A 22,752-nucleotide genomic window follows, 5' to 3' on the forward strand; every position below is an offset into this window, starting at 1 on the left:
TGATAGCCGTTCGGCCCCGGCGTTCCCATGCGCCGCGCTGGGCAGGATGTGACCCACCGATCTTTACGCGTTCTTTACGGCGCCGCCTGGGTATCGATCTCGCGCCTTTACGCCCAGGCCTTGGAGAATGTCGACAAGCGGCGCCCGCCGTGCCTGGAGATATTGCTCATGTCTGTTCTGGACGGCCTGTTCCTGCTGCTGGCCATCGGCTTGTTCGTGTACCTGCTCGTCGCCCTCTTGCGCGCCAGTGGAGGCTAGTCGGTCATGCACAGTCACGATTTCGCATTGATAGCGGCCTTCCTCGCCCTGGTATTGCTGCCCGCGCCCTGGCTCGGACGGTTCTACTACAAAGTCATGGAAGGCCAGCGCACCTGGCTCAGCGTACCGCTGCAGCCAGTGGAAAGGCTTTGCTACCGGTTCGCCGGTATCGACCCGCAACAGCAGCAGAGTTGGCAGCGCTACGCCCTGGCTCTGCTCGCCTTCAATCTGGCCGGGTTCGGCGTGTTGTTCGCCCTGCTCATGCTGCAAGGCTACCTGCCGCTCAATCCCCAGCACCTGCCTGGCCAGGAGTGGACCTTGGCGTTCAACACCGCCGTCAGCTTCATGGCCAACACCAACTGGCAGGCCTACAGCGGCGAAACCTCGCTCAGCTACCTCAGCCAGATGGCCGGGCTGGGTGTGCAGAATTTCCTCAGCGCCGCAACCGGCCTGGCCGTGCTGGTAGCGCTGTGTCGCGGCATCAGCCGGCGCTCGGCCAGTACCCTTGGCAACTTCTGGGTCGATGTGACCCGCGCTACTTTGTATGGCCTGCTGCCGCTGGCGTTGCTGCTGGCCGTTTTCCTCCTATGGCAGGGCGTGCCGCAGACGTTCGCCCCGTACGTGGACGCGCTGACCCTGCAAGGCAACGCGCAGACCATCCCGCTCGGCCCGGCTGCAAGCCAGATCGCCATCAAGCAGTTGGGCACCAACGGCGGCGGATTCTTCGGGGTCAACTCGGCGCATCCGTTCGAGAATCCCACGGCGTGGAGCAACCTGTTCGAATTGGCAGCCATTCTGACCATCCCGGCCGCCCTGGTCTTCACCTTCGGTCATTACGTCAAGGACCTGCGCCAGAGCCGGGCGATTCTGGCCTGCATGCTGACCCTGTTACTGCTGGGCATCGGCTTGTCGCTGTATGCCGAGCAGCAACCCAACCCGCTGCTGGCCAGCGCCATGGTCGAGCAGGCCGCCCCGCTGGAAGGCAAGGAAAGCCGCTTCGGCACCACCGCCAGTGTGCTCTGGTCGGTGACCACCACGGCCGCCTCGAACGGTTCGGTCAACGCCATGCACGACAGCCTCAACCCGCTCTCCGGGATGGTCGCTCTGGTCAACATGATGCTCGGCGAGGTGATTTTCGGCGGTGTCGGCGCCGGTCTCTACGGCATGCTGCTCAACGTGCTGCTGACCGTGTTCCTGGCCGGACTGATGATCGGTCGAACCCCCGAGTACCTGGGCAAGAAGCTGCAGGCACGCGAGGTCCGCTGGCTGGTGGCGAGCCTGCTGGTGATGCCGGTCGGCGTGCTGGTGCTCAGCGCCATCGCCGTCAGCCTGCCGGAGCCGGCGAGCGCCGTGAGCAACCCGGGGCCCCATGGCTTCACGCAGTTGCTGTATGCCTACACCTCGGCCAGCGCCAACAACGGTTCGGCCTTCGCCGGCCTGTCCGCCAACACCGCCTTTCACAACCTGATGCTGGGCCTGGGCATGCTGATCGGGCGCTTCGGCTACATCCTGCCGGTACTTGCCCTGGCCGGGGCGCTGGCCAGCAAGAACGCCAGTGCGCCCAGCGCCGACAGCTTCGCCACCCATGGCCTGCTGTTCATCACCCTGCTGACCGTGACCCTGCTGATAGTGGGCGGCCTGACTTTCCTGCCGGTGCTGGCCCTGGGGCCGATCGCCGAGCACTTGAACCTGCATTTCTGAGGCCTGGACAATGAACCGATCGACCGTTGCCGCTGCCACGCAACCATCACCGCCCGCCGGGGCCACCCTGAGTGCCTTGTGGCGACCGGCGCTGCTGCAGGCCTTCGTCAAGCTCGACCCGCGGCGACTGCTGCGCAGCCCCGTGCTGTTGGTGGTGGAGTTGTGCGCTGTATTGACCACCGGCCTGTGCCTGCTGCCTGACCCAGCGGTGCCGGCCGCGGTCGCCGTACAGATCGCCGTGTGGCTGTGGTTTACCCTGCTGTTTGCCAATTTTGCCGAAGCCTTGGCCGAGGGTCGCGGCAGGGCGCGCGCCGACAGCCTGAAAGCGGGCAGCCAGGGCTTGCAGGCACGCCGACAGTGCGCCGACGGCAGTTTCGAAAACGTCGCCGCCACTGTGCTGCGCAAGGGCGATGTGGTGCGCGTCGAAGCCGGGCAGATGATTCCCGGCGACGGCGAGGTGCGCGAGGGCATCGCTGCGGTCAACGAGGCCGCCATCACGGGCGAATCGGCGCCGGTGATCCGCGAGTCGGGCGGCGATCGCTCGGCGGTCACCGGCAACACCCTGGTGGTGTCCGACTGGCTGGTTATCGAGATCAGCACCGACCCCGGTGAATCGACCCTGGACCGGATGATCGCGCTGGTGGAAGGTGCGAAGCGCCAGAAGACCCCCAACGAAGTGGCGCTGGACATCCTGCTCATCGGCCTGACCATGGTCTTCCTGCTGGTGGTGGTGACCCTGCAGCCCTTTGCCCGCTTCTCCGGGCACAGCTTGCCCCTGGTGTTCCTCCTGGCGCTGCTGGTGACGCTGATTCCGACCACCATCGCCGGCCTGCTGTCGGCCATCGGCATCGCCGGCATGGACCGCCTGGTGCGCCTCAACGTCGTGGCCAAGTCCGGGCGCGCCGTGGAAGCGGCCGGCGACGTCCACGTGCTGCTGCTCGACAAGACCGGCACCATCACCTTCGGCAACCGCCGCTGCAGCGCTTTGTACGCCGCCCCCGGCGTCGGCGCTGCGCAAATGGCCGAAGGAGCGCTGTTGGCGTCGCTGGGCGACGAGACGGCGGAAGGGCGTTCGGTGGTCGAGTTCATCCGTCCGTTGTTCAGCGTCGACGAGCCGTCCGCCGAGCGCTGGCAGTCGGTGCCGTTCAGCGCGCAGACACGCCTGTCCGGCGTCGACCTCGACCAGCAGTGCTACCGCAAAGGCGCAGTCGACTCGCTGCTGGCATACATCGGCCAGTCCAGGGCGCAGCTTCCGGCCGCACTGGCCGACCACATCGAGCGCATCGCGCAAAGTGGCGGCACGCCCCTGCTGGTGTGCCGCGACCGGCAATTGCTGGGCGCAATCCACCTCAAGGACGTGGTCAAGCCGGGCATTCGCGAGCGCTTCGAGCAATTGCGCAAGCTGGGTATCCGCACCGTCATGGTGACCGGCGACAACCCACTGACCGCGGCGGCCATCGCCGCCGAAGCCGGCGTCGACGATGTGCTGGCCGAGGCCACGCCGCAAAAGAAACTGGCGCGCATTCGCCAGGAACAGGCCGATGGGCGGCTGGTGGCAATGTGTGGCGATGGCGCCAACGACGCACCCGCGCTGGCCCAGGCCGACGTCGGCGTGGCAATGAATGACGGTACCCAGGCTGCACGCGAGGCGGCCAACATGGTCGATCTGGACAGCGACCCGACCAAGTTGCTGGACATCGTGCGCATCGGCAAGGAACTGCTGGTCACCCGCGGCGCGCTGACCACCTTTTCCATCGCCAACGACGTCGCCAAGTATTTCGCCATCCTGCCGGCACTCTTTGCCGCGGTGTATCCGTCCCTGGGCGTGCTCAACGTGATGAACCTGGCCAGCCCGCAAAGCGCGATCCTTTCGGCCATCGTCTTCAACGCCTTGATCATCATCGTGTTGATTCCCCTGGCCCTGCGCGGTGTGCGGGTGCAGGCCAACAGCGCTGCGCAGTTGTTGCGGCGCAACGTGCTGATCTATGGCCTGGGTGGCCTGGTGGTGCCCTTCATTGGCATCAAGGCCATCGATATCGTCCTCACCGCTTTACACCTGGTCTGACCCTGGAGCTTGAACGATGAACAGTTTGTTGCGTCCGGCCTTGAGCCTGATTCTGCTGATGACCCTGCTCACCGGCGGGGCCTATCCACTGTTGGTATGGGCCGTGGGCCAGTGGGTGTTTTCCGCTCAGGCCAACGGTAGCCTGGTGCGCGATGCGCAGGGCGAGGTGCGCGGTTCCGCTTTGCTCGCCCAGGCCTTTACCGATGAGCGTTGGTTTCATTCACGGCCTTCGGCGGCGGACTACGGCACACTGGCCAGCGGTGCGAGCAACCTGGCGCCGAGCAATCCCGCACTGGGCACTCGCGTGCTGGCGCAGGCCGATCAACAGTTCGATGCGCAGCAAGGTCCGGTTCCGCTGGCGCTGTTGACCACCTCGGCCAGCGGCCTGGACCCTCATCTGCCACCGGCGGCGGTGAACTACCAGGTGCCACGGGTGGCGCGCGAGCGCGGCCTGGCCGAGTCGACCCTGCGCGCGCTAGTGCAGGCACATACCGAATCTCCCCTCATCGGGCCGGCCGTGGTCAACGTACTGGCTTTGAACCAAGCGCTGGATCGGCTACCGTCGCAGTCCCGATGATGACGAGCCTGCGCCATGAGTGATTCCGGCCGCGCCGATGCCTTGCTGGCCGCCTTGCCCAGCGCTGGGCGTGGGCGTTTGAAAGTGTTCCTGGGGGCCGCCCCCGGCGTCGGCAAGACCTACGCCATGCTGCAGGCCGCCCATGCCCGTCAGCGTCAGGGCATCACCGTACTGGCCGCGGTGGTACAGACCCACGGTCGTGCAGAAACCGAAGCGCTGCTGGTCGGCCTGCCTCAGCAGGCGCTGCTGCGTTGCCAGTACCGCGACGTGATGCTGGAGGAAATGGACCTGGACGCGGTGCTCGCTGCCCGCCCGGCCCTGGTGCTGGTCGACGAACTGGCGCACAGCAATGCCCCCGGCAGCCGCCACGCCAAGCGCTGGCAGGACGTGCAGGAGCTGCTCGCCGCCGGTATCGACGTCTACACCACGGTCAACGTGCAACACCTGGAAAGCCTGAACGACCAGGTCCAGACCATCACCGGCGTGCAGGTGCGAGAAACCCTGCCCGATTGGGTGGTGCAGGAAGCCGACGATCTGCTGCTGATCGACCTGCCGCCGCGCGAGCTGCTCGAACGCCTGCGCGAGGGCAAGGTATACGTGCCCGAGCAGGCGCGGGCGGCCATCGACGCGTTCTTCACCCAGACCAATCTCAGCGCCCTGCGCGAGCTGGCCATGCAAACAGCGGCGGCCCAGGTCGACGACGATCTGCACGAAGGTTATCGCAGCCTCGGCCAGCAGGCTCCCAGCGTCCGGGGACGGCTGCTGGTGGGCATTGCCGGCGACGAGCAGGCCGAGCGCCTGGTGCGCCACGCCAGCCGCGTCGCGCGTCGCCGCCATCTGCCCTGGTCGGTGGTCCATGTGGACAACGGCGCGCTGCTCGACGAAGCGGCGCGCCAGCGCCTGCAGCTGGCCCAGCAGATGGCCGAGCGCCTGGGCGGCGAGGTGGTGGAGCTGCGCGATGCGGAAGTGGCCAGGACCTTGCTGCAGCATGCCGCCGACCGCCGCGCCAATCTGGTGCTGGTCGGCCAGTCACGTCGACGCCGCTTCGGCGCGGGCCTGGCCGAGCGCTTGCTGCGCCAGCCCAGCGGCATCGAGATCAACGTACTGGCGCGCACTCAAGAACATGCGCCGCAACCACGGCGTGCACGGCCTGTTGGACGCTGGCGCGAATATGCCCTGGCGCTGACCGCCACGCTGCTGGCCAGCGGACTGGCCTGGGCGGTGGCGCAGGTGTTGGACCTGCCCAATATCTCTCTGGTATTTCTCGCCGCAGTGCTGCTGGTGGCGGTACGCAGCAGCCCGGGGCCGGCGCTGAGCTGCGCGGCGCTGTCGTTCCTGGCGTACGACTTTCTGTTCATTCCGCCCAACTTCTCCCTGAGCATCCAGCGTCAGGAAGACGTCTTGACCCTGCTGTTCTTTCTGTTGATGGCGGCGCTCACGGGCAATCTGGCGGCCCGCCAGCTTCAGCAGCTCAGTGCCCTGCGCGAAACCCAGGCACACACCGCGCAACTGCTGGAGCTGTCCCGGCTGCTGGCGGCGGCGACCGACCGCCAGGCGGTGTTCAGCGCGGCCGCGCAGCACCTGCACGGTTGGCCTGGGCTGGACATCTGTCTACTCGAGCGCGGCGAGCAGGGCTGGAAGGTGGCCCACAGCAGCACAGCGCAGTTCTCGACCACCGAACTGGCCGCCGCGCAGTGGGCCGGCAACCACGCCCAGCCGGCTGGGCTGGGCACGGCGACGTTGCCGGCCGGGCGCTGGTGGTGGTTGCCGCTGACCCTGGAAGGGCAGGTACTGGCGCTGCTGGCGGTGAGCGAACGGCAGGCCGGGCGGCTCGACGGCCATGGCCGACGCTTGCTCGAGGCGCTGGTGCAGCCGGTGGCCCAGGCACTGGCGCGGGCCAACCTGGCCCAGGATCTGGAGGCGGCGCGCCTGCACGGTGAAACCGAACAGTTGCGCAGTGCCTTGCTGGCCTCGGTGTCCCATGACTTGCGCACGCCGCTGACGGCCATGCGCGGCAGCATCGACAGCCTGCTGGCCCTGGGCACGGCGCTGGCGCCGGACGATCGCCAGGCCTTGCTCGAAGTCACCCGTGACGAAGCCGAGCGCCTGGACCGCTACATTCAGAACCTGCTGGACATGACGCGCCTGGGCCACGGCGCCCTCAAGCTGGCTCGGGACTGGGTGGCAGCCGGCGATATCGTCGCCAGCGCCGTGGCTCGGCTGCGCGCACCCCTGGCGCCGTTGCAGGTCCAGGTGCAGGTGCCTGCGCAACTGCCCTTGCTGCATGTGCATGCGGCGCTGATCGAGCAGGCCTTGGTCAATGTGCTGGAGAATGCCGCTCGGTTCTCGCCGCTCGGCGGGCGCCTGCAGGTGTCGGCCAGCGTGCGCGACGACAGCCTGGTGCTGGCGGTCAGCGACGAGGGCCCCGGCATTCCCGAAGCCGAGCGGGCGAAGATATTCGACATGTTCTACACCGCGGCCCGGGGTGATCGGGGCGGGCAGGGCACGGGGCTGGGCCTGGCGATCTGTCAGGGCATGGTTGGCGCCCATGGCGGTCGTGTCGAAGTGACCAGCGGCATCGATGGCCAAGGCACCTGCATCGCCTTATGCTTGCCACTGCGCGCTCAACCGGGCGCAGACCCGGACACCTGAGCATGAACCTTTCCAGCACCTCTGGGGCCAGCAACGCCCTGGCCAACACGCTTCTGGTCATCGACGACGAGCCGCAGATTCGCAAGTTCCTGCGCATCAGCCTGGCATCACAGGGCTACAAGGTGATCGAAGCGGGCACTGGCGCCGAGGGCCTGAGCCAGGCCGCGCTGATGCGCCCCGACCTGGTGGTGCTGGACCTCGGTCTGCCGGACATGGACGGCCAGCAGGTGCTCGAGCAATTGCGCCAGTGGAGTGCCGTGCCGGTACTGGTGCTTTCGGTCCGCGCCAGCGAGGCGCAGAAGGTCCAGGCCCTGGACGGTGGCGCCAACGACTACGTGACCAAGCCCTTCGGCATTCAGGAGTTCCTCGCCAGAGTCCGTGCGCTGTTGCGTCAGTCCAGCGGCAGCGAAACCTTGGAGTCTGCCTTGCAATTGGGGCCTCTGCAGGTCGACCTGGCGTTGCGCCGAGTCATCCTCAACGACGCGCCGGTGGCCCTGACCCGCAAGGAATATGCAGTGCTGGCACAACTGGCGCGCCATCCAGGGCGCGTCATCACCCAGCAGCAGCTGCTCAAGGATATCTGGGGCCCCACCCATGTCGACGACACCCACTACCTGCGCATCGTCGTCGGCCACCTGCGCCAGAAGCTGGACGACGACCCAGCCGCGCCGCGCTTCATCGTCACCGAGCCGGGCGTAGGCTACCGACTGGCAAGCCCGGACTGACCTGCGCGCCGTTGTACCTGCCCACAATGGCAAGCCATGGACCTGGCAACGGCACTTTTTAGATGGCATACCGTCTGACCCAGCATTACCCTGATGTTTTTCCCGAGGTGTCATCGATGAAAGCCTGGATCTGTGTGCCACTGGTGGCACTGGCCTTGAGTGGTTGTGCTGGCAAGACCGCCTACCGCGACAGCTGCGCCACCCAGCTCGATGGTGCCTGGCATGAACTCGATCTGGCCAAGGCCGAGGGCCTGGCCGGAACCGTCAGCTATTCCAAGGCCCTGTCACTGCTCACCGGGGCCAAGACCCAGCAACAGTTCGAAGCCTTCGAAGGCTGCACCAGCAAGGCCGAGAAGGCGCGTTTCTACATTCGCGAGTCACGCGCCGGACGTTGAAGCACGGTAGTCGCCCAAGGTCGCCGCAAGGCGCCGGGCGCGTTCTGCAGACGTAGTATCGACAAGGAGTGTCTGCCATGCGCAGTCGACTGGATGAGTGCCTGCAAACGGTCAACGAAGTCCTGCTGGGCAAGGAAACCCAGGTTCGCCTGGCGATGACCTGCCTGATCGCCGACGGTCATCTGCTCATCGAGGACCTGCCCGGCATGGGCAAGACCACCCTGAGCCACACCCTGGCCAAGGTGCTGGGCCTGAGTTTTCAGCGCATCCAGTTCACTTCCGATCTGTTGCCCAGCGACATCCTCGGCACTTCGGTGTTCGACAAGGACAGCGGCCGCTTCGTGTTCCACCCCGGGCCGATCTTCGCCGAACTGGTGCTGGCGGACGAAATCAACCGCGCCACCCCGAAAAGCCAGAGTGCCTTGCTCGAGGCGATGGAAGAAGGCCAGGTCACCATCGAAGGCGCCACCCGGCCACTGCCTCAGCCCTTTTTCGTGATCGCCACGCAGAACCCCACGACCCAGGGCGGCACGTTCGCGCTGCCCGAATCGCAGCTGGACCGCTTTCTCATGCGCCTCTCGCTCGGCTACCCGGCCAAGGCCGCAGAGAAAGCCCTGCTGATGGGCGAAGCGCGACGCGATCTGCTGCCGCGCATGAACGCGGTGCTCGATCATGCGCAGTTGGCCGCGCTGCAAGCCCAGGCGCGTGCGGTACGCGCCAGCGACGCTTTGGTGGATTACGTGCTGCGCCTGGTGGAAGCTACCCGCAGCCAGCCCCAGTTTGCCTACGGGCTGTCGCCGCGCGGCAGCCTGGCGCTGCTCGCTGCCGCCAAGGCCTGGGCGTTGCTGATCGGCCGCGACTACGTGATTCCCGAGGACGTGCAAGCCGTGCTGCCGTCGGTGGCCAGTCATCGCCTGCGCGAGCGCGCCGACCCCGCCGGACAAGGGGGAGGGGCGCTGGTTCAGTGGCTGCTGCGGGAGGTGCCTGCGCTGTGAAGCGTCTGCTGGGCGAGCGCTGGCGGCGCTGGCAGGTGCGTCGGCTGCCAGCGGCGCCGCGCATCGAGCTGGATCAGCGCCGAATCTTCATCGTCCCCAGCCGCAGCGGAACGGGCTTCATCGTCGTCTTGCTGCTGATATTCCTCGCCGCGATCAACTACCAGAACAGCCTGGCCTACGCCTTGGTGTTCCTGCTGGGTTCGGTGTTCGTCGTGGCCATCCTGCACACCTATCGCAACCTCAGTGGGTTGCTCGTCAGTGGCAACGGCGCCACTTCGGTGTTCGTCGGCGAGCAGGCACGCTTTGGCTTGCGCCTGGAAAGCGGCGGCAAGGAGCACCAGGCCATTGGCGTTGGCTGGGATGCCCGGCAATTGCAACGCAGCGACGTTGCCCCCGATCATGTACAGGCGCTGGAATTGAGCCTGCCTACCGAGCGCCGCGGCTGGCTGGTAGCACCGCGCATGCGCGTGGAAACCAGCTTTCCGTTGGGGGTGCTGATGGCCTGGACCTGGGTCGATCTGGGCCAGCGCGTGCTGGTGTATCCCCAGCCCCTGCAAGGCGAAGTGCCAACGCTGCACAGCGAATCGGCCGACATCGAAGACCAGGCGCAGCGTTTGCACGGCCAGGGCGTGGATGATTTCCAGGGCCTCAAGCCATACCAGCCCGGTGATTCCTGGCGGCGCATGCACTGGAAGGCCTGGTCGCGCGGTGAAGGACTGTTGGTCAAGGACTTCGCCGACCTTCGCGGCCAGGAGCTGTGCCTGGATTTCGTGGCCCTGGGCGGCGATGTCGAACAGCGCTTGTCGCGGCTCTGCTACTGGGTACTGGCCCTGTCCCGCGAGCAGCGACCGTTCGCCTTGCAGCTGCCCGGCAATCGCCTCGACACCGACAGCGGCGATGCTCATCGCGAAGCGTGCCTGCGGGCGCTGGCGCTGTTTGGAGAGCAGCCATGAGTACGCCCGCCGCCATTCCGCGTGTCAGCCTGACCTGGCTGCTGCTGGCACAATCGCTGGTACTGGTACCGCTGTGGTTGCACGTGCCGTTGTGGCTGCTGGGCTTGTGGTTGGGTTGCACGCTGTGGCGCGTGCAGGTGTTTCGCATGCGTGCGCGCTATCCGGGGCGGCTGATCAAGGTGGCGCTGATGCTCGCGGTGGCCGCCGGCGTCTATCTGTCCAGCGGCACCTGGGTGGGCCTGGAGGCCACCGCCGCGCTGCTGGTGGCCGCGTTCCTGCTCAAGCTGCTGGAGATGCAGACCGCCCGCGACGCCCGCGTGGTGATTTTCCTCGGCCTGTTCTGTCTGGCAGTGGCCTATCTGTTCGATGCCAGCCTGGGCTGGGCGCTCTACAGCGTATTGCCGCTGCTGGCCTTGTTGGCGGCCCTGATCGGTCTGCAGCAGACCCAGCTGATTGCCCGGCCCATGGCGACCTTGAAACTGGCGGGCAGCCTGGTGTTGCAGGCACTGCCGCTGATGCTGCTGTTGTTCGTGTTCTTCCCACGCCTGGAACCGCTCTGGTCGCTGCCGCTGCCCAAGCCGGGCCAGGGCGTGACCGGCCTGTCGGAAAGCATGAGCCCGGCCGACGTCGCCCGTCTCAGCCAGTCCGGCGAAGTAGCCTTTCGTGCCAGCTTCGACGGCGCCATACCGGCCAAGCGCGACCTCTATTGGCGTGCCCTGAGCCTGGATGTCTACGACGGCCGGACCTGGAGCCAGTCGCCGTGGATCCAGACCCAACTGGCAGCGGATTGGCAGCCAACGGGTCCGTCCCTGGATTATCAGATCATCCAGCAGCCCAGCGGCAAGCCCTGGTTGTTTGCGCTGGACGTGGCACGTACCGCGCTGCCCGGCGTGCGCCAGTTGAGCGATGGCCGCCTGCAGCGCCGGCGCCCGGTCGACCAGCCACTGATGTACGCAGTGACGTCGTGGCCGCAGGTGATTCGCGAGCCGCAGTTGGCCGCCCCGGCGCTGCGCACCGCGCTGCAACTGCCGGCCCAGGGCGATCCGCGCACGCGCCAGTGGGCACAGGGTCTGCGTGCCCGTTTCGACACGCCTCAGGCACTGGTGGATGAAATGCTGCGGCAGTTTCGCGAACTGCCTTTTCACTACACGCTCAATCCGCCAGTACTGGGCCGCGACAGTATCGACGAATTCATGTTCGACAGCCGGCGCGGCTTCTGCGCCCACTACGCCGGGGCCATGGTCTATGCCTTGCGTGTGGCAGGGGTGCCCGCGCGGGTGGTGGCCGGCTACCAGGGCGGCGAACTCAACCCGGCGGGCAATTACCTGACCGTGCGCCAGTTCGAAGCCCATGCCTGGGTCGAATACTGGCAGGCAGGCACGGGCTGGCAACGGGCCGATCCCACTGCGGCGGTGGCCCCGGCGCGGGTCGAGCAGGGCCTGCAGCAGGCGCTGTCGGCCGACGAGGAATTCCTTGCCGGCTCACCCTTTTCGCCGCTGCGCTACCCTCATTTGACCTGGCTCAACGACCTGCGCCTGCAATGGGACAACCTCAACTACGGATGGCAGCGCTGGGTGCTGGAGTATCAGGGCGAGCGCCAGATCGAATTTCTCGCTCGCTGGTTCCAGGGCCTGCAACGCTGGGCGCTGCCGATCGGCGGGCTGTCGTTCATGCTGCTGGCCAGTGTCTGGCTGCTCAAGCCCTGGCGCCGGCGGGTCGATCCGCAGCTCAAGGAGTTCGCAGCGTTCGAGCGCCTGTTGCGCCGTCGTGGCCTGGTGCGCCATGCCGGCGAGGGCGCCATGGCCTTCGCCGAGCGCGCAGCCGTTCATTTGCCCGCGCAAAGCGAGGCCATCCTGACCTTCGCCTACGCCTTCATGGCCCAGCGCTATGGTGGTCGACCGGTTTCGCGCGAGCAATTGCTTGCTGCGCTGACCCGCTTGCGCCGGCAACTGGGCCGTACGGCTGGGCGCGTGACTTCGTAGCGCGGCATGCCTGGACGACCGCTTGAACTGGAAATTGGCCGATATGAAAGCTGCGCGCTGACGCCGAGCTGTCTACCATCAAGCCCATCGACAACCACCCCAAGGCCGGCCCATGAACCTTCGCGACTTGCTGGCAAGCGCACGACGTCCACCCCACAGCGTTACCGTACCTCGCGAATGGAGCCAGGGTCGCGCCTGCTACGGCGGGCTCATGGCCGCTTTGCTGCACGAGGCCATGGCGGCGCAGGTCCCTGGCCGGCCGGTGCGTTCGATGGCAATCACGTTCGTGGGGCCAGCCGAACTGGAAGTCCCCATGGATCTACAGGTGGAAATATTGCGCGAGGGCAGTGCGGTGACCTCGGTGCTGGCGCGGGCAGTGCAGAACGGACGCACCATGACCGTGGTCCAGGCCAGCTTCGGTCTACCGCGCGAATCGGCGATCACCCTCAGCGCGATGCCGGTGCCGGCCATGAAAACGCTGGAACAGTCCACCGCGCTGCCATATCTGCCTGGGGTCACGCCCGAGTACATTCGCCATCTGGACATGCGCTGGGGAATCGGCGCGCTGCCATTCAGCAATACGCCGGTCGCCGGGATCGGCGGATGGATGCAGCTGCGTGAGCATGATCGCGATGAGCCGATCACCGAAGCGTTGTTATTGGTATTGGGCGACGCCTGGCCGCCTGCATTGCTGCCCTATTTGAGCAAGCCTGCACCTGGCAGCAGCCTGACCTGGACTATCGAGTTCATTCAACCGATGCCTGCAATGCGCAGCGGCGACTGGTGCCGCTACCAGGCCCTGATCGAGCATGCCCGCGATGGCTACGGGCACACCTCTGCGGCCATGTGGAACCCCGAGGGGGAGCTGCTGGCTATCAGCCGGCAGACGGTGACAGTTTTTGGCTGAGCTCGGCCTGGCTGGGTTCACGCTGGCCGCGGCCCAGGGCGAACGCGGCAACCAGGCCAATGACACCGATGGCCGCTTCGCCAATGCTGGCACAGGCGGCGGCATCGACCAGCATCAAGGCTGAAAGAGCCAGCAATGGCAGGGCAATGGCGCGCGACACACGCAGGCCGTTGTTCGGGTCGTTGACGATCTTCAATGCGGTGGTGTCGTTCATGGCTCAATGCTCCCTGGGCGCGGTGCAACGGGACCTGGATCAACAAGACGATGTCGCTTGAGCCATTTCTGGATGGCATGACCTGTAGAGTCCTGCCACCGGCGAATTGTTCAGCGCTATCCTGGTCCGGATCAGTTGAGAACGATAATAGTCAGCCCTGGCATTGGCCGCGAATCAAGCTTCGCTATCGGCGCCATAGAGGCCAGCTGCGGCGCCGGGGATTTCAGGCAGGGCGAAAAACGCCCGCGCGCAGGCCGTCGTGCTCAGCGCCAGTTCGGCCACGCTTTCACCGCGATGCAGGGCCACTTCACGCAGGACCTCAGTGAGGAAGGCCGGCTCGTTGCGGCCGCTCTTGGGCTTGGGGCGCAAGGTGCGCGGCAGCAGGTACGGGGCATCGCTCTCGAGCATCAACCGCGCGGCAGGAATGCTGCCCACCAGCGGGTGCAGGTGGGTGCCGCGACGCTCGTCGCAGATCCAGCCGGTGATACCGATGTGCAGGTCCAGGTCCAGATAGCCGAACAACGCCTGGCGCTCGCCGGTAAAGCAGTGCACCACGGCAGCAGGCAGGTGGTCGCGGTAGTCCTTGAGAATGTCCAGCAGGCGCTGGTGGGCGTCGCGCTCGTGGAGGAATACCGGCAGCTGCAGCTCTACGGCCAGGGCCAGATGCTCCTGCAGCACCTTTTCCTGCTGTGGGCGCGGCGAGAAATCTCGATTGAAATCCAGGCCGCATTCGCCTACGGCCTTCACCTGCGGCAGGCGCAGCAGGTCGCGCAGGCGTGCGGCGCTGTCGCCGTTCCACTCGCTGGCGCTGTGTGGATGAATGCCCGCAGTGCTGAACAGCCGCTCGCCCGACTCATCCCACCGCTGGCACAGTTGCAGCGCCTGTTCGCTGCCTTCGACGCTGGTCCCGGTGAGCACCAGCTGACAGACGCCCGCCTCGTAGGCCCTCTGCAGGACCGCCTCGTGCTTCTGCGCGAAGCTGTTGTTGGTAAGGTTGACGCCGATATCGATGAGTTGCATGGTGCTACCTCGAAGCAGGAGGCGAAAAGCATACCAGAGCTTGGCGATTGGCAAGAAAGCCAAGAACTTCAAAAGGTTGTGGCGGTCCGTGAGGGGCTGCTCAGGACATTGCCGGGGAACCATGGGCCTTAGATCACTGATTGTCATGCTCTGTCTGGCCCTCGGGCTGCCCTCGGCTGCCGCCGCTCGTCCGGCGGGGCCTCCCCTGGCGGCGCACCCGGCCAAGGTCCGCGACCTGGCGCAGATCCAGTCGAGCAAGGTATTGCGCGTGCTGGTCAACCAGAGCCGCAACAGCTCTGGTCAGGTTCGCGGTCAGGCCATTGGCGTCGAATACCACCGCCTGCAGGCTTTTCAAGGTTATCTCAATGCTCACGCCGGCAAAGGCCAGGCGCTGCAGCTCAAGATCATCCCGCGCGCCAAGGAGCAACTGCTCGGCGCCCTGCAGCGCGGCGAAGGCGACCTGGTCGCGCCGGGCGAGTTGATGGAGCTGCATCCTTCCAGCAAGGTCGCGGCCAGCGATGCGGTGGTCGCCAATGTGCCTTTCGTGCTGGTGGGCGGCAAAGGCGGACGGCGTTACGTACGGGTCGAACAATTGGCCGGCAAGACCCTGGCCCTGTCCAACGGCAGCGCCGCAGGCGCTGCAATCGAACGCTTGAACCAGAAACTGGCGTTGCGCAAGCTGGCGCCCATCGACATCGAATGGGTCGACCCAAGCCTGGCCGCAGAAGACGTACTGGAGATGGTTCAAGCCGGGATCTACCCGTTGACCGTAGTCGAACTGCCCATCGCCGAGCGTTGGGCCAAGGTCATGCCGCGACTGCGGGTAGACCGTCGCGTGGTGCTCAGCGCACCGGGCTCGGTCAGCTGGTACGTGCGCCGCGACGCACCGCAGCTGGGCGCCAGCGTCGATCGCTTCCTGGCCTCTTACAAGGCGCCGAGCGACCAGGATGCCGCCTTCGTCAAGGTCTACCGCGGCTTGTACAAGGTTCACTATCCACTGGCCCGCAGCGACCGCCAGCGCCTCGAAAAGCTGCGCCCGGTGCTTCAGCGGCACGCCCGCGAGCAGCACATGGACTGGCTCAACCTCGCGGCGCTGGCCTTCAAGGAATCCAAGCTCGATCCGGCCGCCCGCGGTGGTGGCGGCGCGACCGGCCTGCTGCAGATCACCCCCTCGGCGGCGCGGCGGGTGGGCGTGGGCAATATCCAGAACCTCGACAACAACGTGCAGGCCGGGGCCAAATACCTGGCGATGATTCGCCGCAAGTTCTTTTCCAGCAACAAACTCAACGAACGTGAACGCATGGCCTTCACCCTGGCCGCCTACAACATGGGCCCTGAGCGGGTGCAGGCAATGCGCAAGGAGGCCCGCCGCCGCGGCCTCAACCCCGATCAATGGTTTTTCCAGACCGAACGCATCGCCATGGAGCAGATGGGCATGGCCTCGGTGAGCTATGTCAACAGTGTGAACAAGTACTACTTGGCATTCGCCCGCGAACGCGACTCACTGGAGCCCGGCGCCCGCAAGCTGGCGTCTGCTCGCTGAACGCCCGGCGTACTGGCAGGGCAGGGCGTTTGCTGTAGGCTACGGCTTTGAGCCTGGCTGGAGACCGTGTTGGCAACGAACATCATTACCCGTGAAGGGCACGAGGCGTTGAGGGCCGAACTCGATCATCTGTGGCGCGTCTATCGTCCGGAGATTACGCAGAAGGTCGCCTGGGCAGCATCGCTGGGCGATCGCAGTGAGAACGCCGACTACCAGTACAACAAGAAACTGCTGCGCGAGATCGATCGCCGGGTGCGCTACCTGCGCAAGCGCCTGGAAGACGTCAAGGTCGTCGATTATTCGCGCGAACAGGAAGGGCGGGTATTCTTCGGTGCCTGGGTCGAGATCGAGAACGATGAGGGCGCGCGCAAGACATTCCGCATCGTTGGCTATGACGAGATCTATGGCCGCAATGACTATATCTCCATTGACTCACCCATGGCCCGTGCCCTGCTGAAGAAGCAGGAGGGCGACGACATCGTCGTGCAGATCCCCGATGGCGAAGCGCTTTGGTACGTAAACCAGATTTCCTACAAACCTGCCTGAATCCGGTGCGCATCCGTCGCAAGCCCTGCGAGTCAGGCGGTTGACTCGTGCCTGCCCGTTCACTAGGATTACCGCTCATGCGCCGATTTAGACAGCTACTTGCGGGGCGCCTGGGGGTTTTCACGAGCCCTCGAAATACCGCTAAAGCGCTGGTTCGGTGATGCCTCCCACCGCTGCCCAGCTCTCCCACATGAAGCGGTCGAGGCTGAGAACACCATCATGAACTGTCCCCGTCCCATCGTTTGCCTTGCGCCGATCCCGGCCAGCCCGTCCCTGCGCAATCCCCGTATCCTGCTGGTTGGCCAGCATCAGCCGAACCTGCTGCGCAGCCTCGATGGCTGGCCGCGTCGCCGTGGCAAGCCCGGTGCGTTCGTAGCGCGTTTCATCGACCAGCACAGCGCCTTGAAGAGCCTGCCCGACAACAGCTTCGAGCTGGCCGTGATCCAGGCACCGTCGGCCCGCGACGCCCACGAAGTGATTGCCCATGCCGTGCGCATCGCCCGGCAGGGGCTCATCACGCTGCGCTGAATCTTCCGCGGCGTTTCAGCCTTCCCTGAGCACCTGCAACGGGCTTGCGTTGAGGGCTCGACGAGTGCCGAACACCCCGGCGCCACCCACCAGCAGCGCGCCGATCAGTGGCAAGCAGAGCAGCCAGGGGTGCGGCGTCCAGACCAGGTCGAAGGCGTAGCGATACAGCACGAAGCTGATCAACTCGCTGCCCAGTGCTGCCAGCACACCACTGGCGGCGCCCAGCAGTCCGAACTCGATGCGCCGCGCCTTGACCAGCAGCTTGCGCTCGGCACCCAGCGCACGAAGCAGCGCCCCTTGGCGGATGCGTTCGTCCAGCGTGGCCTGCAGCCCGGAAAACAACACCGCCATGCCCGCTGCCAGCACGAACAGCAGCACGTACTCCACCGCCAGGGTGACCTGGGCGAGGATGCTGCGCAGCTGTTCCAGCAGCGCCTCGACCCCCAGAATGGTGGCCGCCGGGAATGCCCTGGACAGTTCGACCACCTGTGAATCATGACCAGGCGCAATATAGAAGCTGGTCAGGTAGGTGGTCGGCAGGTCGTCGAACGTGCCGGGCTGGAAGATCATGAAGAAGTTGGGCTGGAAGTTGTTCCAGTCCACCGTGCGCAGGCTGGTTACCACGGCATCGCGGTTGGAGCCGCCGATATTGAACGTCAGACGGTCGCCAAGCTTGAGATGCAGACTCTGCGCCAACCCTTCTTCGACCGACACGCCAGGTACGTCAGAGCGCTGGGCCGCATTCCACCATTGCCCGGCGGTTATCCGGTTGCCATTGGGCAGGTGCTCTGCCCAGGTCAGGCTCAGGTCCCGCTGCACCGCGCGTTCACCGCGTGAGTCTTTTTCGACCAGCTCCTGCACTGGTGCATCGTTGATGTCGACCAGACGCCCCGGCATGACCGGGTACAGCGGCGCCGAGCGGGCGCCGGCCTGCTGCAGGTGGCCGGCAAAGGCATCGCGCTCGTCCGGCAGGATGTTCAGGGCGAAATAGTTCGGCGCGTCCTTGGGTAGCTGGTTCTGCCAGTTGTCCAGCAGCTCGCCGCGCAGCAGTGCGATCAGTGTCATTGCCAGCAGGATCAGGCCGAAGGCCAACGCCTGCCCGGCAGCCGCCAGGGGATGGCGCAGCAGTTGCCCGAGCCCCAGGCGCCATGGCAGGGGTGAACGCGCCAGCAAGCGGCGCAGGCTTTTCAAAGCCAGCAACAACAGGCCACCCAGGATCAGCGCCGCCAACAGGCCGCCGGCGAGCAGGGCGAACGTCAGCACCAGGTCCAGGCTCAACCGCCACATGATCAAGCCCAGCGCCAGCAGCGCGGTGCCATACACCAGCCAGGTGCTTGGCGGCACTGGCAGCAAATCACGACGCAGCACGCGCAAGGGCGGCACCGCGCCCAAGGCCGCCAGGGGCGGCAGGGCGAAACCGGCCAGCGCCACCAGCCCGGTGCCGATGCCGGCCAGCGCAGGAAACAGCCCTCCGGCCGGTACCACGGCTGGCAGCAGTCCGTGCAGCATCTGGAACAGCACCAGCTGCGCCAGCCAGCCGATCAGCGCGCCGCTCAGGCACGCCAGCAGCCCCAGCAGGGCCAGCTGCACGCAGAACATCAGCATCACCTCGCGCCGCGACAGGCCGAGGCAGCGCAGCAGGGCGCTGGCATCGAAACGTCGCGCGGCGAAGCGGCTGGCCGACATGGCCACTGCCACGCCGGCCAACAGCACTGCCACCAGGCTCGCCATGTTCAGGTAGCGCTCGGCCTTGCCCAGGGCGCCGCCGATCTGCTGGTTGCTGTCCCTGGCATCACGCAGGCGCTGGTTGGGTTCGAGTCCCGGCTCCAGCTGCTTCTGATAACCGGCCAACCGTTCGGGAGCGCCGCGCCACAGTTCACGGTAGGTCACCCGGCTGCCCGGTTGCACTACATTGGTCGCAGCCAGGTCCTGCAGGTTGATCATCACCCGGGGCGTGAGGCTGTAGAAATTGCCGGCACGGTCCGGCTCGTAAGTCAGCACCCGTGCCAGGCGCAAGGTCTTGCTGCCTACATCCAGGGTATCGCCCACTTTCAGGTTCAGCGCGGCCAGCAGCCGCGACTCGGCCCAGGCCTCGCCGGGCTTGGGCCCGTCCCCGGCGGTTTCCTCGCCATACGGCTGCGCTGCGCTCTTGAGCTCGCCGCGCAAGGGGTAAGCCTCATCGACCGCCTTGACGCTGGACAGCTGGATACCACTGTCGGCGGCAATCACGCTGGCGAATTCCACCACCCGCGCATGATCCAGGCCAGCGTTGATGCCTGCATCGATCTGCTCCTGACGCGCCGGGCTGCTGCCCTGCAGGATCAGGTCGGCGCCGAGAAACTCGGTGGCGCGCAACTGCATCGCGCCGTTGAGGCGTGCTCCGAAGTAGCCGATTGCGGTACTGGCAGCAACCGCCACCAGCAAGGCGAAGAACAGCACGCGCAGCTCGCCGGAACGCGCATCACGCAACAGCTGACGGGCAGCAAGGGCCACCAGTCGCAACATCGGCAGGCCGGCCATCAGGGCTCCAGGGGCGCGACGAGGCGCCCGGCATCGAGGCGGATCAGGCGGTGGCAGCGATGCGCCAGGCGTTCGTCGTGGGTGACCAGCACCAAGGTGGTACCGCGTTCCTTGTTGAGCTCGAACAGCAGGTCGCTGATGCGCTCGCCGGTATGGCTGTCAAGATTGCCGGTGGGCTCGTCGGCGAACAGCACGTCCGGTTCGGCCGCGAATGCGCGGGCGATGGCGACACGCTGTTGTTCGCCGCCCGAGAGCTGGCGGGGCGAGTGGGTCAGACGCTGGCCCAGGCCGACCCGTTCGAGCAACGTGCGCGCGTGTTCGCGGGCATCCTTGCGGCCGTCGAGCTCCAGCGGCAGCATCACGTTCTCCAGGGCATTGAGGCTGTCGAGCAGTTGGAACGACTGAAACACGAAACCGACGTGTTCGGCTCGTACCCGCGCGCGCTGGTCTTCGTCGAGGGTGCCCAGGTCCTGACCGGCCAGGGTCACGCTGCCCGCACTGGGCAGGTCGAGGCCGGCCAGCAGGCCGAGCAGGGTAGACTTGCCCGAACCCGATGCGCCGACGATGGCCAGGCTGTCGCCTTTGGCCAATTCCAGCGAGAGTTCGTGCAGAATGGTCAGTTCACCTTCCGCGCTGGTGACCACTTTGCTAAGGTTCCGCGCTGTAAGAATGCTTGCGCCCATGGAGAGTCCCGATGCGAATGTGGTTGATGAGTGCTGGCCTGGGCCTGATGTTGGCCGCCCAGAATGCAGCGGCAGGTACGGTACTGATCGTTGGCGATAGTATCAGCGCGGCTTTCGGCCTGGATACCCGTGCCGGCTGGGTCGCGCTGCTCGAGCAGCGCCTGGAACAGCAGGGTTTCAGCGACAAGGTGGTCAACGCTTCGATCACTGGCGACACCTCGGCCAATGGCTCGGCGCGGCTGCCCGCGCTGCTTGCAGCGCACAAGCCGGACCTGGTCGTGCTCGAGCTGGGTGGCAACGATGGCCTGCGCGGGATGCCCGTAACGCAATTGCAACAGAATCTTGCGTCGATGATCGAGGTCTCCCGCAAGGCCGGCGCCGAGGTCCTGTTGCTGGGCATGCAGTTGCCGCCCAACTACGGCGCGCGTTACACCCAGTCGTTCGCCCAGGTCTATCACACGCTGGCAGAAGAGAAAAAAGTGGCCCTGGTGCCATTTCTGCTCGAAGGGGTCGGCGGGGTGCCGACACTGATGCAGGCCGACGGCGTGCATCCCACGGCTGGCGCCCAGGGCAAACTGCTGGAAAACGTCTGGCCGACGCTCAAACCCTTGCTTTGACGCTTTTCTGCGCGCGGGCTTTCGGCTAATGTGGCGCCCCCTGTTTGGAGCCCCCGATGCCGCGTCCCGCCTGGTCCCTGTTTGCCTATCAATTGATCGAGCCCGACGATCAGCTGGACCTGTTCGCCTGCCAGGAAAGTCGCGTGCACCTGGCTGCGCGTCAGCTGGAGCTGGGCGGTTCGGTGGACCGCACCCTGTGTGGAACCTTGCTCCCGGCCCAGCCGCGCTGGCTGGAAGTGCACAAGCTGATCTTTCGTGACCAGCGGCTGTGCAAACTGTGCCGGGCCATCCTGTTCGCCCAGCGCAAGGGCACACGACCGGTATGGCCCGAGCTGCAGTCGATCCCCTGATCGGCGTCCTGACGGCCCCCGTCTACACGCGCCCGGCAACTGCGCGTACAATCGGGGCATTGTCCCGTTCAGTTCGACCAAGGATTTCCTGGATGCCGCCGAGCCTTTCCGTCCTCACCCGCAGCCTGTTGCTGGCCGCCGCATTCGCAGCGACGCCGGCCATGGCGCTGGAATTCCCGTTGCCACCTGCGGGTGAAGACATCATCGGCCAGGTGCAGACCATCACCGCCAAGTACGAGGACACCTTCGCCGACATCGCGACGGCCAATGACCTCGGCTATCTGGAAATGGTCGCCGCCAATCCCGGCGTCGACCCTTGGCTGCCAGGTGCCGGTACACAGATTGTCCTGCCGACTCGCTTCATTTTGCCGCCGGGTCCGCGCGAGGGCATCGTCATCAACCTGGCCGAGTACCGCCTCTACTATTACCCCAAGGGCGAGGACGTCGTGCGTACCTACCCGCTGGGGATTGGCCGGGAAGGGTGGGGCTCGCCCATCGCGCACACCAAGATCATCGCCAAGACCCCGAATCCGACCTGGACGCCGCCGGCCTCGATCAAGGCCGAGCATGCTGCAGACGGTGATCCGCTGCCCAATGTGGTGCCTGCCGGCCCGGACAACCCGCTGGGGCCTTTCAAATTCACCCTCGGCTTGCCGGGCTACCTGATTCACGGCTCGAACAAGCAGTTCGGCATCGGCATGCGCACCAGTCATGGCTGCTTCCGCATGTACAACGACAACGTGCTGGAGCTGGCCAGCATGGTGCCGGTTGGAACTGGCGTGCGCATCATGAACGAGTCCTACAAGTTCGGCATGAGCGGCGGCAAGGTGTATCTGGAAGCCCACGCGCAACTGACCGACAAGGGTGATCCGGTGACCCTGGACAGGCACACCGCCGTTATCAATGCGTTGCTCAACCGTCGCGACTTCGCTCCGGACATCAAGATGAACTGGGACGTGGTCCGTGATGTGGTCGCCGCCGAAGACGGCCTGCCGGTCGAAATTGCCGGGGCGGGTGTCCCGATGATCAGCAGCGCGCCCGGCAGCCCGCCCGCACCCTAGTCGGCTGTTGCTGCGCCCATAAAAAAACCGACCCAGTGGGTCGGTTTTTTTACAGCCTCGGAAAAGGCTGTTACTTGCGGCTGGCCTTGTCGAGCATGCGCAGAGCGCGCTCGTTGGCTTCGTCGGCAGTCTGCTGGGCTTTCTGAGCGGCGGTCAGCGCTTCGTCAGCCTTGCGGTAGGCTTCGTCGGCACGGGCTTGCGAGCGCGCAGCGGCGTCTTCGGTAGCGGTCAGGCGAGCTTCGGTTTCTTTGGTTGCGCTGCTGCAACCGGTAGCCAGAACGGCGGCCAGGGCCAGTGCAGAGAATTTCAGAGCATTGTTCATTGTGTTCCCCTTCGAAGGACATTCTTTTAAGTAGCCATTTCTCATGAATGAGAAACTAGCCGCCTTACATACTACTCATTACTTGTAGTAAGTAAACGGACGCAGCGCAAGAGATGAAAAAAAATCCACCCATGCCCC

Annotated in this window: 22 protein-coding genes; 17 read left to right on the forward strand and 5 right to left on the reverse strand. The window is 65.7% G+C overall.

Features of this window, described 5'->3' with window-relative positions; genetic code table 11:
• Window positions 1–168 precede the first annotated feature (168 nt).
• The 11 genes from IFT44_RS13360 to IFT44_RS13410 all read left to right on the forward strand — a co-directional run bounded on the left by IFT44_RS13360 (window position 169) and on the right by IFT44_RS13410 (window position 13,210).
• On the forward strand, window positions 169–258 hold the full coding sequence (locus IFT44_RS13360) for a potassium-transporting ATPase subunit F (RefSeq protein ID WP_082223535.1): 90 nt from the start codon (window positions 169–171) through the stop codon (window positions 256–258).
• Between the two features lie 6 nt (window positions 259–264).
• The gene (gene kdpA, locus IFT44_RS13365) at window positions 265–1,959 is read left to right on the forward strand and encodes a potassium-transporting ATPase subunit KdpA (protein ID WP_192176033.1); all 1,695 of its coding nucleotides are present in this window, start codon (window positions 265–267) and stop codon (window positions 1,957–1,959) included.
• Between the two features lie 10 nt (window positions 1,960–1,969).
• Window positions 1,970–4,024, forward strand: a complete 2,055-nt coding sequence (gene kdpB / locus IFT44_RS13370; protein WP_192176034.1) for a potassium-transporting ATPase subunit KdpB — start codon at window positions 1,970–1,972, stop codon at window positions 4,022–4,024.
• Between the two features lie 16 nt (window positions 4,025–4,040).
• Complete coding sequence (kdpC, locus tag IFT44_RS13375; protein WP_192176035.1) at window positions 4,041–4,601, forward strand: potassium-transporting ATPase subunit KdpC; 561 nt, start codon at window positions 4,041–4,043, stop codon at window positions 4,599–4,601.
• A 15-nt stretch (window positions 4,602–4,616) separates the two neighbouring features.
• Window positions 4,617–7,253 carry a sensor histidine kinase gene (locus IFT44_RS13380; RefSeq protein ID WP_192176036.1) on the forward strand — a complete coding sequence of 879 codons (2,637 nt, stop codon included), beginning with the start codon at window positions 4,617–4,619 and terminating at the stop codon, window positions 7,251–7,253.
• 2 nt (window positions 7,254–7,255) lie between these two features.
• Window positions 7,256–7,978: a response regulator gene (locus IFT44_RS13385; RefSeq protein WP_192053124.1), complete on the forward strand. Its 723-nt coding sequence runs from the start codon at window positions 7,256–7,258 to the stop codon at window positions 7,976–7,978.
• 116 nt (window positions 7,979–8,094) lie between these two features.
• A complete protein-coding gene (locus tag IFT44_RS13390) occupies window positions 8,095–8,373 on the forward strand; it encodes a hypothetical protein (protein ID WP_122476107.1) in 279 nt (92 codons plus the stop codon).
• Between the two features lie 77 nt (window positions 8,374–8,450).
• Window positions 8,451–9,368, forward strand: a complete 918-nt coding sequence (locus IFT44_RS13395; protein WP_192176037.1) for an AAA family ATPase — start codon at window positions 8,451–8,453, stop codon at window positions 9,366–9,368.
• The gene (locus IFT44_RS13400; protein WP_446730954.1) at window positions 9,338–10,321 is read left to right on the forward strand and encodes a DUF58 domain-containing protein; all 984 of its coding nucleotides are present in this window, start codon (window positions 9,338–9,340) and stop codon (window positions 10,319–10,321) included. The genes IFT44_RS13395 and IFT44_RS13400 overlap by 31 nt, the downstream gene beginning before the upstream one ends.
• Complete coding sequence (locus IFT44_RS13405) at window positions 10,318–12,303, forward strand: transglutaminase TgpA family protein (protein WP_192176039.1); 1,986 nt, start codon at window positions 10,318–10,320, stop codon at window positions 12,301–12,303. Before IFT44_RS13400 ends, IFT44_RS13405 begins: the two co-directional genes overlap by 4 nt.
• Window positions 12,304–12,415: 112 nt before the next feature.
• A complete protein-coding gene (locus IFT44_RS13410) occupies window positions 12,416–13,210 on the forward strand; it encodes an acyl-CoA thioesterase (protein ID WP_122476101.1) in 795 nt (264 codons plus the stop codon).
• On the opposite strand, the gene IFT44_RS13415 is transcribed toward IFT44_RS13410, so the two are convergent.
• Window positions 13,179–13,424, reverse strand: a complete 246-nt coding sequence (locus IFT44_RS13415) for a hypothetical protein (RefSeq protein ID WP_122476099.1) — start codon at window positions 13,422–13,424, stop codon at window positions 13,179–13,181. The genes IFT44_RS13410 and IFT44_RS13415 overlap by 32 nt on opposite strands.
• 174 nt (window positions 13,425–13,598) lie before the next feature.
• On the reverse strand, window positions 13,599–14,444 hold the full coding sequence (locus IFT44_RS13420; protein WP_192176040.1) for a TatD family hydrolase: 846 nt from the start codon (window positions 14,442–14,444) through the stop codon (window positions 13,599–13,601).
• Between the two features lie 121 nt (window positions 14,445–14,565).
• Between IFT44_RS13420 and IFT44_RS13425 the strand changes: the two genes are divergently transcribed.
• The 3 genes from IFT44_RS13425 to IFT44_RS13435 all read left to right on the forward strand — a co-directional run bounded on the left by IFT44_RS13425 (window position 14,566) and on the right by IFT44_RS13435 (window position 17,061).
• A complete protein-coding gene (locus tag IFT44_RS13425; RefSeq protein ID WP_122476097.1) occupies window positions 14,566–15,987 on the forward strand; it encodes a transglycosylase SLT domain-containing protein in 1,422 nt (473 codons plus the stop codon).
• A 69-nt stretch (window positions 15,988–16,056) separates the two neighbouring features.
• Window positions 16,057–16,533, forward strand: a complete 477-nt coding sequence (greB, locus tag IFT44_RS13430; protein ID WP_122476096.1) for a transcription elongation factor GreB — start codon at window positions 16,057–16,059, stop codon at window positions 16,531–16,533.
• A gap of 219 nt (window positions 16,534–16,752) precedes the next feature.
• The gene (locus IFT44_RS13435; protein ID WP_122713797.1) at window positions 16,753–17,061 is read left to right on the forward strand and encodes a class I SAM-dependent methyltransferase; all 309 of its coding nucleotides are present in this window, start codon (window positions 16,753–16,755) and stop codon (window positions 17,059–17,061) included.
• A 15-nt stretch (window positions 17,062–17,076) separates the two neighbouring features.
• Here IFT44_RS13435 and IFT44_RS13440 read toward each other — a convergent pair whose 3' ends face one another.
• Window positions 17,077–19,581: an ABC transporter permease gene (locus tag IFT44_RS13440; protein ID WP_192176041.1), complete on the reverse strand. Its 2,505-nt coding sequence runs from the start codon at window positions 19,579–19,581 to the stop codon at window positions 17,077–17,079.
• Complete coding sequence (locus tag IFT44_RS13445; protein ID WP_192053139.1) at window positions 19,581–20,264, reverse strand: ABC transporter ATP-binding protein; 684 nt, start codon at window positions 20,262–20,264, stop codon at window positions 19,581–19,583. Before IFT44_RS13445 ends, IFT44_RS13440 begins: the two co-directional genes overlap by 1 nt.
• Window positions 20,265–20,275: 11 nt before the next feature.
• Between IFT44_RS13445 and IFT44_RS13450 the strand changes: the two genes are divergently transcribed.
• The 3 genes from IFT44_RS13450 (at window position 20,276) to IFT44_RS13460 (ending at window position 22,292) form a co-directional block, all read left to right on the forward strand.
• Complete coding sequence (locus IFT44_RS13450; RefSeq protein ID WP_185794452.1) at window positions 20,276–20,881, forward strand: arylesterase; 606 nt, start codon at window positions 20,276–20,278, stop codon at window positions 20,879–20,881.
• Window positions 20,882–20,937: 56 nt separating this feature from the next.
• Entirely contained in the window at window positions 20,938–21,231 is a 294-nt protein-coding gene (locus IFT44_RS13455) for a hypothetical protein (RefSeq protein ID WP_122476088.1), read from the forward strand.
• Window positions 21,232–21,323: 92 nt separating this feature from the next.
• Entirely contained in the window at window positions 21,324–22,292 is a 969-nt protein-coding gene (locus IFT44_RS13460; protein ID WP_122476086.1) for a L,D-transpeptidase family protein, read from the forward strand.
• Window positions 22,293–22,362: 70 nt separating this feature from the next.
• On the opposite strand, the gene IFT44_RS13465 is transcribed toward IFT44_RS13460, so the two are convergent.
• Window positions 22,363–22,614 (reverse strand): Lpp/OprI family alanine-zipper lipoprotein, encoded by a 252-nt coding sequence (locus IFT44_RS13465; RefSeq protein ID WP_122476084.1) that lies wholly within the window; start codon window positions 22,612–22,614, stop codon window positions 22,363–22,365.
• Window positions 22,615–22,752: the final 138 nt, after the last annotated feature.

Source organism: Pseudomonas sp. CFBP 13710 (assembly GCF_014842235.1).
GTDB lineage: Bacteria > Pseudomonadota > Gammaproteobacteria > Pseudomonadales > Pseudomonadaceae > Aquipseudomonas > Aquipseudomonas baltica.

Bases quoted from the DNA above. Each gene is read 5' to 3' on its own strand.
- IFT44_RS13360 (WP_082223535.1), top strand. From the start codon at position 169: ATGTCTGTTCTGGACGGCCTGTTCCTGCTGCTGGCCATCGGCTTGTTC.
- kdpA (WP_192176033.1), top strand. From the start codon at position 265: ATGCACAGTCACGATTTCGCATTGATAGCGGCCTTCCTCGCCCTGGTA.
- kdpB (WP_192176034.1), top strand. From the start codon at position 1,970: ATGAACCGATCGACCGTTGCCGCTGCCACGCAACCATCACCGCCCGCC.
- kdpC (WP_192176035.1), top strand. From the start codon at position 4,041: ATGAACAGTTTGTTGCGTCCGGCCTTGAGCCTGATTCTGCTGATGACC.
- IFT44_RS13380 (WP_192176036.1), top strand. From the start codon at position 4,617: ATGAGTGATTCCGGCCGCGCCGATGCCTTGCTGGCCGCCTTGCCCAGC.
- IFT44_RS13385 (WP_192053124.1), top strand. From the start codon at position 7,256: ATGAACCTTTCCAGCACCTCTGGGGCCAGCAACGCCCTGGCCAACACG.
- IFT44_RS13390 (WP_122476107.1), top strand. From the start codon at position 8,095: ATGAAAGCCTGGATCTGTGTGCCACTGGTGGCACTGGCCTTGAGTGGT.
- IFT44_RS13395 (WP_192176037.1), top strand. From the start codon at position 8,451: ATGCGCAGTCGACTGGATGAGTGCCTGCAAACGGTCAACGAAGTCCTG.
- IFT44_RS13405 (WP_192176039.1), top strand. From the start codon at position 10,318: ATGAGTACGCCCGCCGCCATTCCGCGTGTCAGCCTGACCTGGCTGCTG.
- IFT44_RS13410 (WP_122476101.1), top strand. From the start codon at position 12,416: ATGAACCTTCGCGACTTGCTGGCAAGCGCACGACGTCCACCCCACAGC.
- IFT44_RS13415 (WP_122476099.1), bottom strand. From the start codon at position 13,424: ATGAACGACACCACCGCATTGAAGATCGTCAACGACCCGAACAACGGC.
- IFT44_RS13420 (WP_192176040.1), bottom strand. From the start codon at position 14,444: ATGCAACTCATCGATATCGGCGTCAACCTTACCAACAACAGCTTCGCG.
- IFT44_RS13425 (WP_122476097.1), top strand. From the start codon at position 14,566: ATGGGCCTTAGATCACTGATTGTCATGCTCTGTCTGGCCCTCGGGCTG.
- IFT44_RS13435 (WP_122713797.1), top strand. From the start codon at position 16,753: ATGAACTGTCCCCGTCCCATCGTTTGCCTTGCGCCGATCCCGGCCAGC.
- IFT44_RS13440 (WP_192176041.1), bottom strand. From the start codon at position 19,581: ATGGCCGGCCTGCCGATGTTGCGACTGGTGGCCCTTGCTGCCCGTCAG.
- IFT44_RS13445 (WP_192053139.1), bottom strand. From the start codon at position 20,264: ATGGGCGCAAGCATTCTTACAGCGCGGAACCTTAGCAAAGTGGTCACC.
- IFT44_RS13450 (WP_185794452.1), top strand. From the start codon at position 20,276: ATGCGAATGTGGTTGATGAGTGCTGGCCTGGGCCTGATGTTGGCCGCC.
- IFT44_RS13455 (WP_122476088.1), top strand. From the start codon at position 20,938: ATGCCGCGTCCCGCCTGGTCCCTGTTTGCCTATCAATTGATCGAGCCC.
- IFT44_RS13460 (WP_122476086.1), top strand. From the start codon at position 21,324: ATGCCGCCGAGCCTTTCCGTCCTCACCCGCAGCCTGTTGCTGGCCGCC.
- IFT44_RS13465 (WP_122476084.1), bottom strand. From the start codon at position 22,614: ATGAACAATGCTCTGAAATTCTCTGCACTGGCCCTGGCCGCCGTTCTG.